This window comes from Paraburkholderia sp. Tr-20389 (genome assembly GCF_017104565.1).
Lineage (GTDB): Bacteria > Pseudomonadota > Gammaproteobacteria > Burkholderiales > Burkholderiaceae > Paraburkholderia.
In genome coordinates, this window is record NZ_JAAGPD010000001.1 from 845,984 (window position 1) to 862,488 (window position 16,505).

Sequence of the window (16,505 nt, forward strand, 5' to 3'; positions counted from 1 at the left end):
CTTTGACTCCGTTAGTTGAAGGCCCTCACCCGAGGGCGCCATGTCTTTCGATGTTTCGCGGGGCACACGCTTCGGGCACCCCTTTTTAAACGCAAACGATTAGATCGCGTACGATGTATTCTAGATAAAAAGCCCCCTTTGTCAAGCATGCGATTAAATCGCGTGCGATTTATATGGGATGAAAAAAGCCGGAAACCGGCGGAATGCAAACGGCGCGCGGTGGCGCCGACAGGCGCGACTGACACGCCGCGCCCGGATGAACCGGGATGAGCCGCGCTTATTCCTGCTCGCTCACGGCCTTGATCAGGTTGTTGCGCAGCGTCACGATCGACTTCTGCATCTTCGAGAACTCATCGGGTTCGAGCCCGCACGCCTGCACCAGATCCATGCCGAACGCCTTTTCGCGCAGCTTCCGTCCGGCCCTGGTCAGGCTCACACGCACCTGGCGCTCGTCTTCCGGATCGCGCTGGCGCTCCAGATAACCCATGCCTTCCAGCTTCTTCAGAATCGGCGTGAGCGTGTTCGATTCGAGAAACAGTTTTTCACCGAGGCTGCTGACAGTCTGGTTGTCCTCTTCCCACAGCGCGATGACAGTGATGTATTGCGTGTACGTAAGTCCCAGTTCTTCCAGAATCGGCTTGTAGGCCTTGCCGAACGCGAGGTTCGCCGAATAAACGGCAAAGCACAGGAAGTCGGCGAGCTTCGGATTCGTGTCTTCTGCCTTGGCGGTGGTCTTCATTTGCGTCCTCGTCAGCACGAGACAGATGTCTCTTCATGAACGCATTATACATCGCGTGCGATTTAATCGGAAATGCTTGACATGACGCGAGGGTTACGGCGAGGCGCACGTGACGTGAAGCCACGCGCCCCGCCCGCTTTAGTAGACGTCGCGCACGTAACGGCGGTCCTTCGTCATCGAGCCGACGTATTCCTCCGCGCGTTCCGCGCTCATGCCGCCGTGCTCGACGACGACATCCTTCAACGCAGCATCGACGTCCTTCGCCATCCGGCTCGCATCGCCGCAAACATAGAAGTGCGCGCCCTCTTCGAGCCACGACCACAGTTGCGCACCCTGTTCGCGCATGCGGTCCTGCACATAGACCTTGTCGCTCTGGTCGCGTGAGAACGCCAGGTCGAGCCGCGTCAGCAGGCCGTTCTTCTGCATGCCTTCGATCTCGTCGCGATAGTAGAAGTCCGTGGCCGCATGCTGTTCGCCGAAGAACAGCCAGTTGCGGCCTTGCGCGCCGCGCGCGGCGCGTTCGTGCAGGAAGCCGCGGAACGGTGCCACGCCCGTACCGGGACCGACCATGATCATCGGCGTGTCGCCGCTGCGCGGCGGGCGGAAATGCGCCGACTTCTGCACGAAGACAGGCACGCTGACATCGTGTGCGCGGTCCGCGAGAAACGTCGACGACACGCCCTTGCGATTGCGCCGACCGTTGTTGTAGCGCACGGCGGCAACGGTCAGATGCACTTCGCCCTCATGCGCCTTCGGGCTCGACGCAATCGAATAGAGCCGCGGCTGCAAGCGCTTGAGCACGCCGAGCAGTTCGCCTGCCGACAGATCGACGGGAAACTCGTGCAGCACGTCCGCGAGTTGCTGGCCCCACAGCCATTGCTTCAGATCGCCCTTGCGCTCTTCCGTCAGGAGCCTGGCGAGCGAATCGTTGCGGCTGCGCGAGGCGATCAGCTGCAGCGCTTCGACGCTCGGCCGCGCGATTTCGTAGTGCCGTGCCAGCGCCTCCGCGACCCGCATGTCGCCGACGCCCGCCACGTGCACCGATGCATCGCCCTTCACGCCCGACAGATCGATCAGTTCGTCGACGAGTTCCGGGCAGTTTCGCGGCCACACGCCCAATGCATCGCCTGCTTCGTATTCGAGGTTCGAGTCGCCCGTCGCGAGCGAGAAGTAGCGCGTGTCCTTCGAGCCGTTACGATTCAGCCGCAGATTCTCGACCAGTCGCGATTGCGCGGGGCTCGTCTTCGACGGTGTCGCGCCCGGCAGCACGGCGGGAATCACGCCCTGCGCGGGCACGGCGTACAGCGACGCGTCGTCTTCCTTGATCTTCGCGATCACGGCGTCGAGCCATTTGTCGGCGGCAGGCTGGATGTCCGTGTCGCAGTCGACGCGCGCATGCAGACGTTTCGCGCCCAGTTCCGCGAAGCGCGCATCGAGCTTGCGCGCGTGGCCGCAGAACTGGTCGTAGGTCGGATCGCCGAAGCCGAGCACCGCGTACTGCTGATCGGCGAGGCGCGGCGCCGTGTCGGCCTGCAACGCGCTCCAGAAGCTCTGGCCGTTGTCGGGCGCATCGCCGTCGCCGAACGTGCTCGTCATCAGCAGCACGTACTTCGCCTGCGAAAGCGCGGCGACGGGATAGTCCGCCATGCACGACATGCGGATTTCGAAGCCGGACTCCATCAGTTGCGTCGCGTATTGCTCGGTCAGCGATTCGACGTTGCCCGTCTGCGATGCCCACAGCAGCACGACCTTGGGCCGCGCATGCGCGATGCGCACGGCAGACGCGCTGTCCGCTGCGGGATGAGCAGCCGAAGGCAACGCGGCGGGCGCATCCGATGGGGCACGGCTGAACAGCCCCGCGAGCACGCCGTCGAACCACAGGCGCGTCGCCGCCGGCAGCGGCGCGCTGGCGGGCAGCGTGGGCACGCCGCGCGCCTCGCCTTGCGACGAACGCAAGCCGCTGATGAAACCCGCGACATAGACGCGCGACGCGTCGTCCAGCGTCGGCGCGGGCGTGTCGGTGATGCCGAGCATGGCGGCGAGAGCGTCGATACGGGACATATCCAGTTCCTGTTGCTGACCGTCGTGCGAGACGCGCGAAAGAGGCGCAGCGCTCGCAGCGACGGGTGCTTCGTGAATGTCGTGTGCCGGTTCGTCGACGACATCGGCCGTCTCAGCTTCGACGCGCGTCAGCGCCACCGCGCAAAACTTCAATTCGGGTTGCTGCGAAATCGCGTCGATCGCATCGCTCGTCACGGCGTTGATGCATAGATCGTCGCCATACACGTCGTTCCAGTGCATCGGCGCAAAACAGTTGCCGGCACGCACGCGTTCGGTGACGACGGCGGGCAGCACCGCGCGGCCACGGCGCGAACGGACTTCGACGCGATCCTTGTCGCGCACGCCGAGCGATGCCGCGTCTTCGGGATGCAGTTCGATGAACGGCGCAGGGTTCAGCCGGTTCAGCATCGGCACCTTGCCCGTCTTCGTCATCGTGTGCCACTGATGTTGCAGGCGCCCCGTGTTCAACACGACGGGAAACTCAGCGCCCGGCATTTCGGCGGGATCCACGTGCGGTCGCGCGAAGAACATCGCCTTGCCGCTCGCGGTCGGAAATGCGAGCGCGGGGCGTGTGCCGTCGGGCAGTACCTTGAGCGTCTGGCTGACGCCGTCGTTCACGTAGCGCAGCGGATTGCGGTCGTCAGCGGCGTCGGGCGCGCACGGCCATTGCACCGGCGTCTCGCGCAGACGCGCGTGGCTCGCGCCGCGCAGGTCGTAGCCCGTCTTCGGATTCGATGCGCGCACGATCTCGTCGAACACCTCCGCCGCCGATGCATACGTGAACGCATCCGCAAAGCCCATTTCGCAGGCGACGCGCGCGATGATCTGCCAGTCCGCGAGCGCTGCGCCCGGCGGATCGATCGCCTGCTGCATCAGCGTCATGTTGCGCTCGGAGTTGATCATCACGCCTTCCGCTTCGGCCCACAGCGCGCCCGGCAGCAACACGTCTGCGTAGCGGTTGGTCTCCGTGTCGAGGAATGCGTCCTGCGCGATCACGAGTTCGGCGGCCTGCAAGCCGGCGATCACGTTCTGACGATTCGCGACGCTCGCCACCGGGTTCGTGCAGACGATCCAGCACGCCTTGATCTCGCCCGCCGACATCCGCGAAAACATGTCGACGGTGCCGTTGCCGAGCCTGGTCGTGAGCGTGCCGCGCGGCACTTGCCACAGGTCTTCGACGAACGCACGGTCTTCCTCGACCAGCACCGAGCGCTGACCCGGCAAGCCCGGCCCCATGTAGCCCATCTCGCGCCCGCCCATCGCATTCGGCTGTCCCGTCAGCGAAAACGGGCCGCTGCCCGGACGGCAGATCTTGCCCGTCGCCAGATGCAGGTTGCAGATCGCGTTCGTGTTCCAGGTGCCGTGCGTGCTCTGGTTCAGACCCATCGTCCAGCAGCTGACGAACTCGGGCGCATCGCCGATCCATTGCGCGGCCTGGCGGATGTCGGCTTCCGGAATCCCCGTGATCGCGGCGACCTTCTCCGGCGTGTAGTCGTCGAGAAACGCGGGCATCGCGTCCCAGCCTTCCGTGAAGTCGGCGATGAAGCGCGCGTCGGTGCGGCCGTTTGCGTGCAGCAGATGAAGCAGGCCGTTGAGCAACGCGAGATCGGTGCCCGGCCTGATCTGCATGAACAGGTTCGCTTTCTCGGCCGTCGTGTTGCGGCGCGGATCCACGACGATCAGCTTCGCGCCCGCCTTCACGCGATCCATCATGCGCAGGAACAGGATCGGGTGACAGTCGGCCATGTTCGCGCCGATCACGAAGAACAGATTCGCCTTGTCGAAATCCTGATACGAACCGGGCGGGCCGTCCGCGCCCAGCGACAGCTTGTAGCCGCTGCCCGCGCTCGCCATGCACAGCCGCGAGTTCGACTCGATGTTGTTCGTGCCGATGAAGCCCTTCGCGAGCTTGTTGACGAGATACTGCGCCTCGATCGACATCTGCCCCGACACGTAGAATGACAGCGCATCGGGACCGTGCTCGTCGAGAATCGCGCGCAGACGGCGGGCCGTGTCGGGAATCGCGAGATCGACGGGAACGGGGATCGGATCGGCATCGCGCGTGCGCCGCTCGAATGCGCTTTCGAGGCGCCCCGAGTTGCGCAGCGCGACGTGCGCCGATTGACCTTTCGTGCACAGGCGGCCGTAGTTGGTCGGGTGATCCTTGTCACCCGAAATCTTGACGACCTGCCCTTCCTCGACGTGCAGCACCATGCCGCAACCGACGCCGCAGTAAGGACAAGCCGTCTTGATGTTCTCGCACGCCATCGCAGAAGTCCGTTAGAAAGTCAGGCCCGCAGTCAGGCAGATACCCACACGTGTCCGTCTTCGATGCGCGTCGTGAACGCGCTGACGGACTTCTCCGGCGCTTCGAGGCATTCGCCCGTGCGCAGATCGAAGTGATGCTTGTAGATCGGCGACGCGACCACGACGCGCTCGCCGAGGCTGCCGATCAATCCGCGCGACAGCACCGCTGCCTGCGAGGTCGGATCGAAGTTGTCGATCGCGTAGATGCCGCCGCGTTCGCCTTCGACGCGAAACACGGCCACCTGCTCGCCGTTGACGAGCGCGCAGACGCCCGTGTTCGGCACGATTTCGTCGAGCGCGCAGATGGAAGTCCAGGTGGTCGGCAGACGGTCGTTGTTCATGTCGATCTCCGTTTCTATCAATGAATGAGGATGAGCGTGAGCGTTAAACGGTTTCGGCCGATTCCGTCGACTGCTCGACGACGACGGGAATGCGCACGGGCCGCTGTTGCCGCTCGTCAGGCGTGGCGGGACGAATCTGGCCGCGCGTCGCGACGAAGCTGATGTTGTCGTCGGTGCTGTCGCTGTTGACGAAATGACGGAAGCGTTTGCGCGTTTCGGGGTCCGTCACGGCCTTCTTCCATTCGCATTCGTATGTGTCGACCACGTGCTGCATTTCCGCTTCGAGTTCGGCAGCGATGCCGAGCTTGTCGTGAACGATCACATCCTTCAGATAATCGAGGCCGCCTTCGAGGTTTTCGCGCCATACGCTCGTGCGTTGCAAACGGTCAGCCGTGCGCACGTAGAACATCAGGAAACGGTCGACGTAGCGGACCAGCGTCTCCCGATCGAGATCCGATGCGATCAGCTCGGCATGACGCGGCTTCATGCCGCCGTTGCCGCACACGTAGAGATTCCAGCCCTTTTCCGTGGCGATGATGCCGACGTCCTTGCTCTGCGCCTCGGCACACTCGCGCGTGCAGCCCGACACCGCGAACTTCAGCTTGTGCGGCGAACGCAGACCCTTGTAGCGGTTCTCGATATCGATCGCGAGGCCGACGGAATCGTCGACGCCGTAGCGGCACCACGTCGAGCCGACACACGACTTCACCGTGCGCACCGACTTGCCGTATGCGTGGCCCGACTCGAAGCCGGCGGCGATCAGCTCTTCCCAGATCGACGGCAACTGCTCGACACGCGCGCCGAACAGATCGACGCGCTGGCCGCCCGTGATCTTCGTGTAGAGGCCGTACTTCTGCGCGACCTGGCCGACGGCGATCAGGCCTTCGGGCGTCACTTCGCCGCCCGGCATGCGCGGCACGACGGAATACGTGCCGTCGCGCTGGATGTTCGCGAGGTAGTAGTCGTTCGAATCCTGCAGGCCGGCGTGCTCCTTCTTCAGCACGAACTCGTTCCAGCACGACGCGAGAATGCCCGCGACGGCGGGCTTGCAGATATCGCAGCCGAGGCCATGGCCGTGCTTCTCGAGCAGCGCGCCGAAGGTCTTGATGCGCTCGACGCGCACGAGGTGATACAACTCCTGGCGCGAAAACGGGAAGTGCTCGCACAGATGATTGTTGACGGCGAGACCCTGCTTCTTCATCTCGGCCTTCATCACCTGCGTGACGAGCGGCACGCAGCCGCCGCATGCCGTGCCCGCCTTCGTCGCGTTCTTCACGTCGCCGATAGTCGTCGCGCCTGCGCAGACGGACGCGCAGATCGCGCCCTTCGAGATGTTGTTGCACGAGCAGATCTGCGCGCTCTCGGGCAATGCATCGACGCCAAGTGCGGGCTTCGCGTTGCCGTCCGCTTGCGGCAGGATCAGGAATTCCGGCGACTCGGGCAGCTCGATGCGGTTCAGCATCATCTGCAGCAGCGTGCCGTATTCGCTCGCGTCGCCGACCATCACGCCGCCCAGCAGATACTTGCCGCAGTCCGACACGACGAGCTTCTTGTACACCTGCTTGCGCTCGTCGCTGAACTGATACGTGCGGCTGCCCGCCGTCGATCCATGCGCATCGCCGAGGCTCGCGACATCGACGCCCATCAGCTTGAGCTTCGTGCTCATGTCGGCGCCCGCGAACGCGGCGTCCTGTTCGCCGAGCAACTGCTTCGCCGTCACGCGCGCCATTTCATAGCCGGGCGCGACGAGGCCGAAAATCTGGCCGTTCCACAACGCACATTCGCCGATCGCATAGATGTCGGCATCGCTCGTGCGGCACTGGTTGTCGATCACGATGCCGCCGCGCGCGCCGACTTCGAGGCCGCTCGCGCGCGCGATCTCGTCGCGCGGACGGATGCCTGCCGAGAACACGATCATGTCGGTGTCGAGATGGCTGCCGTCGGCGAATTGCATGCGATGCGTGCCGTCTTCTCCGTCGACGATCTCCAGCGTGTTCTTCTGCGTATGCACGGTCACGCCGAGTTCTTCGATCTTGCCGCGCAGCGTCTTGCCGCCGCCGTCGTCGACCTGCACTGCCATCAGACGCGGCGCGAATTCGACCACATGCGTGTCGAGGCCCATATCCCGCAGCGCTTTCGCGCACTCCAGACCGAGCAGGCCGCCGCCGATCACCACGCCCTTCGTCGAGCGCGCGCCGCACTCCTGCATCGCTTCGAGATCTTCGATCGTGCGGTACACGAAGCAGTCTTTGCGATCCTTGCCGGGCACGGGCGGCACGAACGCGTACGAGCCGCTGGCGATCACGAGCTTGTCGTATGAAAGCGTTTCGCCCGTCGAGGTCGTCACCGTGTGCGCGTCGCGATCGATCGACACAGCCTTGGCGTTCAAACGCAGCACCATGTCGTCGCGATCGAAGAAGCCCGGCGCGACGAGCGACAGGTCGTCGGCCGACTTGCCCGAGAAGAACTCCGACAGGTGCACGCGATCGTATGCAGGACGCGGCTCCTCGCACAGCACTGTGATGTCGAGGCGCGCAGCGGACTGTTCCGCGAGGCATTCGAGCAGTTTGTGGCCGACCATGCCGTGGCCGATAACGATGACTTTCATGTCGCCGATCCTGTCAGAGAGGGGATTCATTGATTTAATTCGTTGCGCCGAGTGCGGCTTCGCGTGCGGTGTGCTCGGCGGAGAAGCGCACGGCGACCGCGCAGATCGCGGATGCCGTGACGAGACCGCCGAGCGTCATCAGCGTTTGATGCAGGTCGCCCATGCCCTTCGCCAGAAAGCCCGCCGCCACCGCGCCGACATTGCCGCCTGCGCCGACGATGCCCGCCACGCCGCCGAGCGCCTTGCGATCGATGAACGGCACCAGCGCGTAGGTCGCGCCGCACGCCATGTGCGTGAAGAGACCGAACAGCAGCATCGCGGCCACGGCGAACGCCGCGTGGCTCGCCTGCGAGAACAGCAGCAGGCCCGCGCCTTCGCCGGCGATCAGCGCGAACAGCAGCATCGAACGTGCGGACAGTCCGCGGCGCTTCGCGCCCCAGTCCGACAGCAGGCCGCCGAGCGGACGCGCGAAGATCGCGAGCAGGCCGAAGCTGCCCGCCGCGAGACCGGCGTCGCGCAGCGAGAGCTGGAAGTGATCGACGTAGTAAATGGCCGCGACGTTGTGGATGAACACTTCGACGCCGAAGCACGCGGCGTAGGTGACGAACAGCATCCACACGCGATAGTTGCGCGATGCTGCGAGAAGGCTGGCCCAGCCGCCCTTCTTGCCGCTGTCGACCGAGATGCCGCGCGCACGCAGTTCGCTGAAATTGCCTTGCGGGCAGTCCTGCGTGAAGCGCCAGTAGAGCGCGGCCATCAGCGGCATCGCGAGGCCGGGCAGCACGAGCGTGAGACGCCACGCGTCGGCATGGCTCGCGCCCAGCGCGACGATGCCCGCGAGCATCAGCGGCACCAGCATCTGCGCGGCGCCCGCGCCTGCATTGCCCCAGCCTGCGCTCGTCGCGTTCGCCGTGCCGACCACGTTGCCCGCGAACATCACCGACGTGTGATATTGCGTGATCACGAAGCTCGCGCCGACCGCGCCGATGCCGAGCCGGCACAGCAGGAACGCCGTGTAGCTGTGCGCGAGCGCCGCGCCGAGCACGGGCAGCGCGCCGAGCGTCATCAGCGCGACGTAGACCTTGCGCGGGCCGAAACGATCGCACATCGGGCCGACGATCAGACGCACGAGAATGGTGATCGCGACCGCGGCGATGTTGATGTTCGCCACCTGATCCGCCGTCAGATGAAACTCCTGCTTGATGAGGGGCATCAGCGGCGCGCACGCGAACCACGCGAAGAAGCAGACGAAGAACGCCATCCACGCAAAGTGGAATGCACGCATCGCGGGCGTGCGCCAGTTCAGCAGATCGATCGATGTGGCTTTGTCGGTCATGTTTCCGGGCCTGTAAACGACTACGGCGTCCCGCGAATCGGGTGCGAGACCAGATCCAGGGGACGCCGTTGTCCAAAATTCGTCGGTACTAGGGGATGCTGCTGTGCGACTCGTCGTTGAGTCGCGACGGGAGTGTTAAGGCAAGGTGTGTGCCATGCGCGCGCTTATACGCCGGAATGCTTGCGGGATAAGGGTTTGCGAGGTTTTTCAGGCAAGCGTTGCACGCCACCCCGCTGAATCATGATGAAGCCTCGCGGCACAGGGCTGGTGCAGCGCAGCACTATGGACGTGCGCTTTCGGCATGGCGCCGCATTCGGTAGCGCAGGTCGAAATCTGAACGTGCACTCGCTTTGAGCGCGGCGCAAAAGGATGCCTCGTTGGCCTTGACCTGGGGCCAACGAGGCAGAATTGCACGGGGTCAGGATGTTGAGCAGCCCCCGTGCACGGGGTATTGCGCACAGCATTCGTGCTTCACGCAGGTACGTCCAGACGGTCGACTCAGGGCCGGCGAGCGAGCATGCACAGCGCCCGGAAGGTGCGATGCTGTTCGTCGTAGCCCTGCAAAGTGCCCCTGTTCCAGGTGATGCGGTTGGTGCGCCTTTTGGCCAGTTCCTCAGCCTCCTTCTTCGTCGGAATCCAGAAGACGCTGCTTCTGATGCCCGGCAGCTGCCAGATGTGCCCTTCGTTCGCCAGTTGTGCCAGCACCGGATTGAGTGCCTGCACGGACTGACCGAGTTTTTCGGCGATTTCCTGCGTGCTGTATCGGATGCCCTTTTTCATGACGGCCAGTACGTCACGTGCACTCACGCGCCTCATTTTCTGCGCGCTGTCTGCTGACTGAGTCCCCTCACCACCTGAGCGACTCCGGTGAGATGCAGGTGATGCCTTGCTGTCGGTGGATGTTGCCGTGGGCTGACTACGTCTTGTTGTGGACATCGCACGCCTCCGCTAACCATTACGTTGTGCTAACTGTTTGAACGCGAATCCGATATGAAGAACCAGTCGGTTCACCGCCTGTACAACGATGCAGCAGGAAAATAAAGGTGCAACTGATAGGTATATTTTTCCTTATCAGATTCGGAATCGGTAACTGTTACTTATAGTTCAGAGATGTCGGGTTTGCAAGGGCGAGAGCGCGTTCATGATTCTGCGACGTCAGAAGCGCTGCCGCACGCGATGCCGATGTTCGTTCCCGAATGGGTGCCCCGCCGCCCAAACGTACGACGCGAGTTGTTAGAAATTCAGAGGCGCGTAGCCGACCGAGATGTCGATGCAAGCCGGCACGCACGTGGGCTGAACGTTTAGTACTCGGCTAACACACCTTGTTGGCCCCACATGATGAGATGAGGACGACCCACTCGTTGTCACAAAGCAGCGTGTGAAGGCAACACCCCTCAGGAGCATCAAACATGTCGATATCAGCCATCAACCATGGCAACAGCCCGCTACACGCATACAGGAATCCCGAAGAACAATCCAGCAGCACGAACCCCGATGATCCACCGGATAACCCGGATGGCGCTCAGCAAACGACATCCACTGCCAACCGGGCGAACGTTCCACAAAGAAGCCGTCCTGAGCAACGCAAGATTGGCGGCACGCCGGCCACCGCCGACAGTGCGCCAAGGGTCAGACGCCAGCCGGGCGATAGTAACGGCATGCACCTCACATCCGACGACTATGCCGGCACAGCAATAGAGAGCGAACTGCTGGGCGACAACGAACTTTCGACCGCGGCGGGAGAGCCTGGTGTCCTGCAAGATCAGTGTGCGGGCCTGGCCACGACGGCAATGCAACGGGTAGCGTCCCGGCAGTCCCCTGACCTCGCGCATGCCGTTCGCGATTTGCGCGACCAGTTGACGGATCCCGCCACTCGGCAGCAATCCATCGAGCAGATACGGCACATGCACCAACAGAACCGGACAACGACGACCACGTCAATGCCGGGATTGACACAGCGCGATGGCGAAGCCGATCTGAGCGACGGACATGATCTGGCCGACGAACTCCAGAGCCAGTTTGAGACGCGTCATATAACCAATGATGGGACAGGAGACGAGGAAAATACCTTTGCCGAAGTCACCTTCTCATTCGCCAATCCCGTCGACGATCACGTCATTACGATACATCGGCTCCATCCGTCCAACGACTATCGCAACGATCAATACGAAATCTACGATCCGAACCTCGGCGTTTTTCGCTACAACAGCTTCCAGCAAATGGCTGCCGCGCTTGTGCGCCTTTACGATAATGGTTATCGAAACCTCGGCGGCATAACGAACGCGCGCACTACATACTACGCAGACGCCAGCACCTACCATTCGTACGCTCCCGTCGCCGCCGGATCCAGGCCGCGAAGCTTGAACACCGTGCCACTGGGCAACTTCGGGAGTCCTCGACCCGGGCATGGACTCACGCCGCCTGACGCGCAGCTTCCGCCGCCGCCCGATTTCAGCCAGCCGGGGCCTTCCGGTGGCCGGCATACGGACCTCCGGCGTTCGGTGCGCGATCCTTCGGTGCGCGATCCTTCGGTGCGCAATTCATTTGCCAGCCGGCAACCATTCGCGCTGTATCGCCCGTCGAGCATCCCGCCTGAAGAGGTCAAGAAACAGTTCGGTTTCGACGCAGGCAATACGCCACTCGGCAACGTCAACCTCGAAATGCACGACTATCACGTGCGATACGGGAAAGGCAACGTCGATGGAGCCGGCTATCTGGGAACCTTCCGTGATGAAGACACCGCCACGCAGAAGCTCGCTTCGGGCAACCAGAAGGACGGCTATGTCTACTACGTCGCGCCAACTCCGAACATGGTCGACGTCAACGGCAGCCTTGGCAACTGGGCGGCCGGTCCCAACGATCGCGAAGTCGCGGCAATGGGCAATATCCAGTACACGCAGATCCGCGGCTGGCGCAAGGTCCATGACGGCAAGATCGGACCGTACGAGGCCAATCCCGATTATCGCTGGGACGTCTACGACAAGACCCAGACGGCGGGCGCCAGACGGGAGCTGGCAGGGTTCTCAGCAGAGAACCGTACCTGGGGCGACACCCAGCACAACCCGTTCGCATCGAAGATGAAGCGAAACGGCCGGACTTTCTACAAGCCCAATGAAGATCCAGCGCTGACAACTGCACGGTTCATTCAACATGCCAATGCGCAGGTGCAGAACGTCGTCGATCAACAATCGCTGCGGATGGACTACACCGGCCCGGTCCATATCAAGCCGTACTGGCGCAACAACAGGGGAGAAGGTTCGACGCGCCTGAACTTCTATAGCGTAGGCAACGGCGGTTACCCGTCGGTCGACAGTTCCACAGGGGCTGCCTCGGAAGACGAACTTCGCTTCGGCCCGGATGGCCGCATCCATCTTGCAAGGGACTACACCAAGGTGCTGCGCATCGACAGCTACGGCAACGCATACATCGGCGACATTCCCAAGGACAAAAACGACCTGAACGGCGTCTTTGAATATTCCAGTTCGGCAGGCACCCTGGAACATCTGGAGGACCACAAGTACCTGACCGAAGGCAAGTCGGCCTACACGCCTTTTGTATCCGACCTTGTGCCAAACGGACGTTCCCCGATCGATCGTCAGAGATGGAGCATCCAGAACATGCAGGGAAGAATGGCGACGCCGACAACTCCATTGGCAGCGTACAACCAGAAGAGCACGGCCGGCAGTCCCGCCACGCTACGTGAATTCGAACACAATCCTGACAGCGCGCTGCCAAGGCAGGCAACACATTTCGTCACCACGGTACCCGGCACCATAACGAATCCCGACAACAAATTCCTTGACTATGTTGCCCACATCAAGCCGGGCGAAGCAACGAGGGTCAATGACTGGCTGCGAAGCCACAACGCCGCCTGGATCTTCCGCGATGGATTCGCGGCCGTCTCGATCAGCAAGAACACGTTGGAGGTCCGCACGATAGGCGGCAGGCCGGTGTGGCACGTGCATATAGATCCCGTGACTCGTAAGGAAACCTACGAACTGCTGCAGAACGGTATAGCGTCAAACTACTGGATCCGCGACCCTGTCTGGCGGCAGATCAAAAAGATCGAGACCAGCGACGGAGAGCTGGAATCGCGCGAGCAGTAAAAGCGTCAATCTTGAGATCGGCGGTTCGTTCGCAGGCGCGCGTTGATGCCGCCGATACGAAGCGGCTCCGCACGCCGCATCGGCACGCGCGGGCTGCCCCTGTCTCGCCCGCGCTTCCCTCGTCGATGTCGAAGAACTCGTCCTCACGGCATTCCTCGCCGCGTGCCCGGCGAGATCCACGAATATCGACAATTCGGCGGGTTTGTGGTGGACGGCCAGCACGGGGCACGAATTGCCTCGATGCCGGACGGTTCGAGGTCTGTGCGCTACCAGCCGGTGCCACTACCTGATTTACGTATCCCCCACCCCGCCCATTGGCAGCCCGAGATTTTCGTCTTGCGTTCCAGCACCGAGCGAAGGCCAGTCCGCACGCGGCACGGCGATGTCTGGACCTGCAGCGGACTGTTCGACGGATGCGAAACACCCGGCTACCACCCGGGATAAAAGCGCGCAGAGCAGACTGACTTCCAACGTTGGCCGACACCGTAGCGCGGATTGCCGCTGGCGTATGGACCAGCGGCGTCGCCGCATGGCCGAAGTCGGGCGATCATGCCCGTTCCCGGGAGAATCGAATGGACGTATCAAGCGCAAGTCGCAACACGCATTGGGCGGCTCAGCAGGACGACAACGAACAGGACCGCAGCGGAGCTGATGACAACCATCCGCGGGCGGATGCGGCACCTGCGTCGCGCGATCAGGACCGCCATAACGAGCCGAATGAAGGCGCGGCGCAGCATGGCGATCCGGCTTCCGCGCCGGTCATGCAGAAGCAGCAGACATCGAATGCTTCCGCGCGAGCGCGACCGTCTCGCTCGACGCTCAGCCAGATCAGCGATGGCTCACCGCTGACGGCACAACCGGCCGGCGCGTCGACCGTTTCTAGCGGCACACCGGTCGCCAACGCGAACATTCCACCCACGGAACCCCAGCATCTGCTCGACAGATACGAGGACGTCAACGACCATCCGACCGACACCGACAATGCCAATAGCGAGGGTGCGCTACAGGCCGACCGGATGCGCGGCATGCCGGAGGACGAGGTGCTGTTCGTGAAGCAGATCAACCTGATCAACCAGCAGATCGACGCATTGCCGCCGACTGCGCGTGCCCGCTACCGCGAAAGACTGAACGACGCGATCCGCGAGTACGGTGAGACGACTTCGCCTGAAGCGCGCCAGAAGATCGCGACGGCGCTTCAAGACAACGTGCAGAAGCCGGTGAACGCCGCGTACCAGAAGATCATGGGCGATCCGGCGCAGCGCATGCAGCTAGAGTTCACGCCGCCCTATGGCACGGGTCTGCTGGGGGCGGCGGGGCAGAACCAGGCTGACCAGCTCAGGCGGTTAGGACAGCAGTTCAATGAAGCAAAGACGCCCGGGCAACGCGAGGCGCTGTTCAAACAGGCCGCCAGCCTGCGTCATCAGATGCAGCGTGACGTTCAGACCGCCATCGCGAACGAACAGAAAACGCTTACGGAGCAATGGGCGCAGGCCGACCGCGAGCTGGATCAGGCGCTGAGTGATGCAGCGGGTATTGCACCCACGACCGTCCAATAACCGCCCAGGTGCAGTCGCGCGTCAGCCAGTGGCTGAACGATCTCGGCTGGGGCAGCGCCCAGCTGAGAGATGTGCTGCAACGCACCCGTCCCGGCGTGAATTTTGAGGCTCAGCCAGGCGACCAAGCGATCCTGGACTGGATCCACGGCGAGGGACCCACTCCTGCACGCCTTCAGCAGGAGATGATTCATGACGGTTTCCCTGACCTGACTCCGGATACGGTCCGCAACTTTTTCAACGGCACGCATGTTCCGCCGCCGGAAGTCCTACAACGGATCAAGGAATGGCTGTGGGGAACGCACCACGGCTGAGGGAGTAGCCGGCGGTGCAATCCGACAGGCAACGACGTCTTGCCGAGAATCGCCGCCCTCTACCGGGGCGGCCTCGTGCATAGCATCGCCGCCAGCCTGAAACACGCGTCGAACTCCTCCATCTTGCCCACGATGACGCTTCGCACGATGGCCCTGGCCAGCGGCCCCCTACCCCTCCCGTGCCGCCCTCAACTCCCCCGCGATGAAATCCACAAACGTCCGGATCCGCGCCGACATCTGATGCCTTTGCGAATACACCGCGAAGATATCCGCGCCCGGCGTCTCATACGCGGGCAGCACCTGCACGAGCCGGCCATCGGCGAGATATTCGTTGATGTCCCACTCCGCGCGCATCAAAATGCCGTGCCCTTCCAGCGCCCACTTCACTGCGATCTCGCCGTCGTTGGTCGTCAGATTGCCGTTGATGCGCACCGCCTCCGTCTTGCGCGCGGCGCCGCGTCCCGTCGAGAGACGCCATATGCCGTACGCTTCGTCGCCCTGCCGTATGCCGATGCAGTTGTGCCGCACGAGATCGTGCGGCGCGAGCGGCACCCCGTATCCGGCGATGTACGACGGCGCCGCGCACAGCAGCCTTCGATTCGGCGCGAGCCGGCGCGCGACAACGCGGCTGTCGGGCGGCTCGCCGAAGCGGATGCAGACATCGAACGCATCGTCGGTGAGCGGCGGCGGCGTCACCGACAGCTGCAATTGCACCGCGACCTGCGGATAGCGGACGACAAAGCGCGAGATCGCCGGCGCGACGTGACTGCGCCCGAAGCCGAGCGTCGCGTTCACCCGCAGCAACCCCTTCGGACTCTTCTTCGCGCTGCCCAGCAGTTCGGACAGCGCGTCGATTTCATCGAGGATCCGACGCGCATGCTCCAGATACACCTCGCCTTCCGGCGTCAGCATCATCCGGCGCGTGGTCCGGTTGACGAGGGGCACGCCCGCGCGCTGCTCCATCTGCGTCAACCGCTTGCTCACGGCGGCGGGCGTCAACCCCAGCTCGCGCGCCGCGGCGCTCAGACTGCCCGAGGCCGCCAGCGTCGAAAAAAAGCTCAGATCGGTGGGTTGAACAGTGTCGGTCACGGTGCGATTGATGAACTGAAGTTAAAGATGCTTTGAGTCTAGCACCGGTTA

The 16,505-nt window shown here is 63.2% G+C and carries 10 protein-coding genes; 3 read left to right on the plus strand and 7 right to left on the minus strand.

Translation table 11 applies throughout. The features are described from left to right. Positions 1-277 precede the first annotated feature (277 nt). From G3N95_RS03775 to G3N95_RS03800, 6 genes are all read right to left on the minus strand, one after another. Positions 278-739 carry a MarR family transcriptional regulator gene (locus G3N95_RS03775; RefSeq protein WP_205968593.1) on the minus strand — a complete coding sequence of 154 codons (462 nt, stop codon included), beginning with the start codon at positions 737-739 and terminating at the stop codon, positions 278-280. Positions 740-877: 138 nt separating this feature from the next. Beyond that, the gene (locus tag G3N95_RS03780; RefSeq protein ID WP_205968594.1) at positions 878-5,068 is read right to left on the minus strand and encodes a bifunctional nitrate reductase/sulfite reductase flavoprotein subunit alpha; all 4,191 of its coding nucleotides are present in this window, start codon (positions 5,066-5,068) and stop codon (positions 878-880) included. Positions 5,069-5,100: 32 nt separating this feature from the next. After that, on the minus strand, positions 5,101-5,448 hold the full coding sequence (gene nirD / locus G3N95_RS03785; protein WP_205968595.1) for a nitrite reductase small subunit NirD: 348 nt from the start codon (positions 5,446-5,448) through the stop codon (positions 5,101-5,103). A 43-nt stretch (positions 5,449-5,491) separates the two neighbouring features. Next, complete coding sequence (nirB, locus tag G3N95_RS03790) at positions 5,492-8,056, minus strand: nitrite reductase large subunit NirB (RefSeq protein ID WP_205968596.1); 2,565 nt, start codon at positions 8,054-8,056, stop codon at positions 5,492-5,494. A gap of 34 nt (positions 8,057-8,090) precedes the next feature. Beyond that, positions 8,091-9,392: an MFS transporter gene (locus tag G3N95_RS03795; protein WP_205968597.1), complete on the minus strand. Its 1,302-nt coding sequence runs from the start codon at positions 9,390-9,392 to the stop codon at positions 8,091-8,093. 498 nt (positions 9,393-9,890) lie between these two features. Continuing rightward, entirely contained in the window at positions 9,891-10,199 is a 309-nt protein-coding gene (locus tag G3N95_RS03800; protein ID WP_205968598.1) for a hypothetical protein, read from the minus strand. 602 nt (positions 10,200-10,801) lie between these two features. Here G3N95_RS03800 and G3N95_RS03805 point away from each other — a divergent pair. The 3 genes from G3N95_RS03805 (at position 10,802) to G3N95_RS03815 (ending at position 15,365) form a co-directional block, all read left to right on the plus strand. Continuing rightward, positions 10,802-13,498: an enterotoxin A family protein gene (locus tag G3N95_RS03805; RefSeq protein WP_205968599.1), complete on the plus strand. Its 2,697-nt coding sequence runs from the start codon at positions 10,802-10,804 to the stop codon at positions 13,496-13,498. 572 nt (positions 13,499-14,070) lie between these two features. Beyond that, entirely contained in the window at positions 14,071-15,054 is a 984-nt protein-coding gene (locus G3N95_RS03810) for a hypothetical protein (protein WP_205968600.1), read from the plus strand. 8 nt (positions 15,055-15,062) lie between these two features. Then, positions 15,063-15,365, plus strand: coding sequence for a hypothetical protein (locus G3N95_RS03815; protein ID WP_205968601.1), 303 nt, complete (start codon positions 15,063-15,065; stop codon positions 15,363-15,365). 168 nt (positions 15,366-15,533) lie between these two features. On the opposite strand, the gene G3N95_RS03820 is transcribed toward G3N95_RS03815, so the two are convergent. Then, positions 15,534-16,454 carry a LysR substrate-binding domain-containing protein gene (locus G3N95_RS03820; RefSeq protein ID WP_205968602.1) on the minus strand — a complete coding sequence of 307 codons (921 nt, stop codon included), beginning with the start codon at positions 16,452-16,454 and terminating at the stop codon, positions 15,534-15,536. Positions 16,455-16,505: the final 51 nt, after the last annotated feature.

Coding starts and splice junctions, on each gene's coding strand:
- nirD (WP_205968595.1), bottom strand. CDS start 5,448: ATGAACAACGACCGTCTGCCGACCACCTGGACTTCCATCTGCGCGCTC.
- G3N95_RS03795 (WP_205968597.1), bottom strand. CDS start 9,392: ATGACCGACAAAGCCACATCGATCGATCTGCTGAACTGGCGCACGCCC.
- G3N95_RS03775 (WP_205968593.1), bottom strand. CDS start 739: ATGAAGACCACCGCCAAGGCAGAAGACACGAATCCGAAGCTCGCCGAC.
- G3N95_RS03805 (WP_205968599.1), top strand. CDS start 10,802: ATGTCGATATCAGCCATCAACCATGGCAACAGCCCGCTACACGCATAC.
- G3N95_RS03810 (WP_205968600.1), top strand. CDS start 14,071: ATGGACGTATCAAGCGCAAGTCGCAACACGCATTGGGCGGCTCAGCAG.
- nirB (WP_205968596.1), bottom strand. CDS start 8,056: ATGAAAGTCATCGTTATCGGCCACGGCATGGTCGGCCACAAACTGCTC.
- G3N95_RS03780 (WP_205968594.1), bottom strand. CDS start 5,068: ATGGCGTGCGAGAACATCAAGACGGCTTGTCCTTACTGCGGCGTCGGT.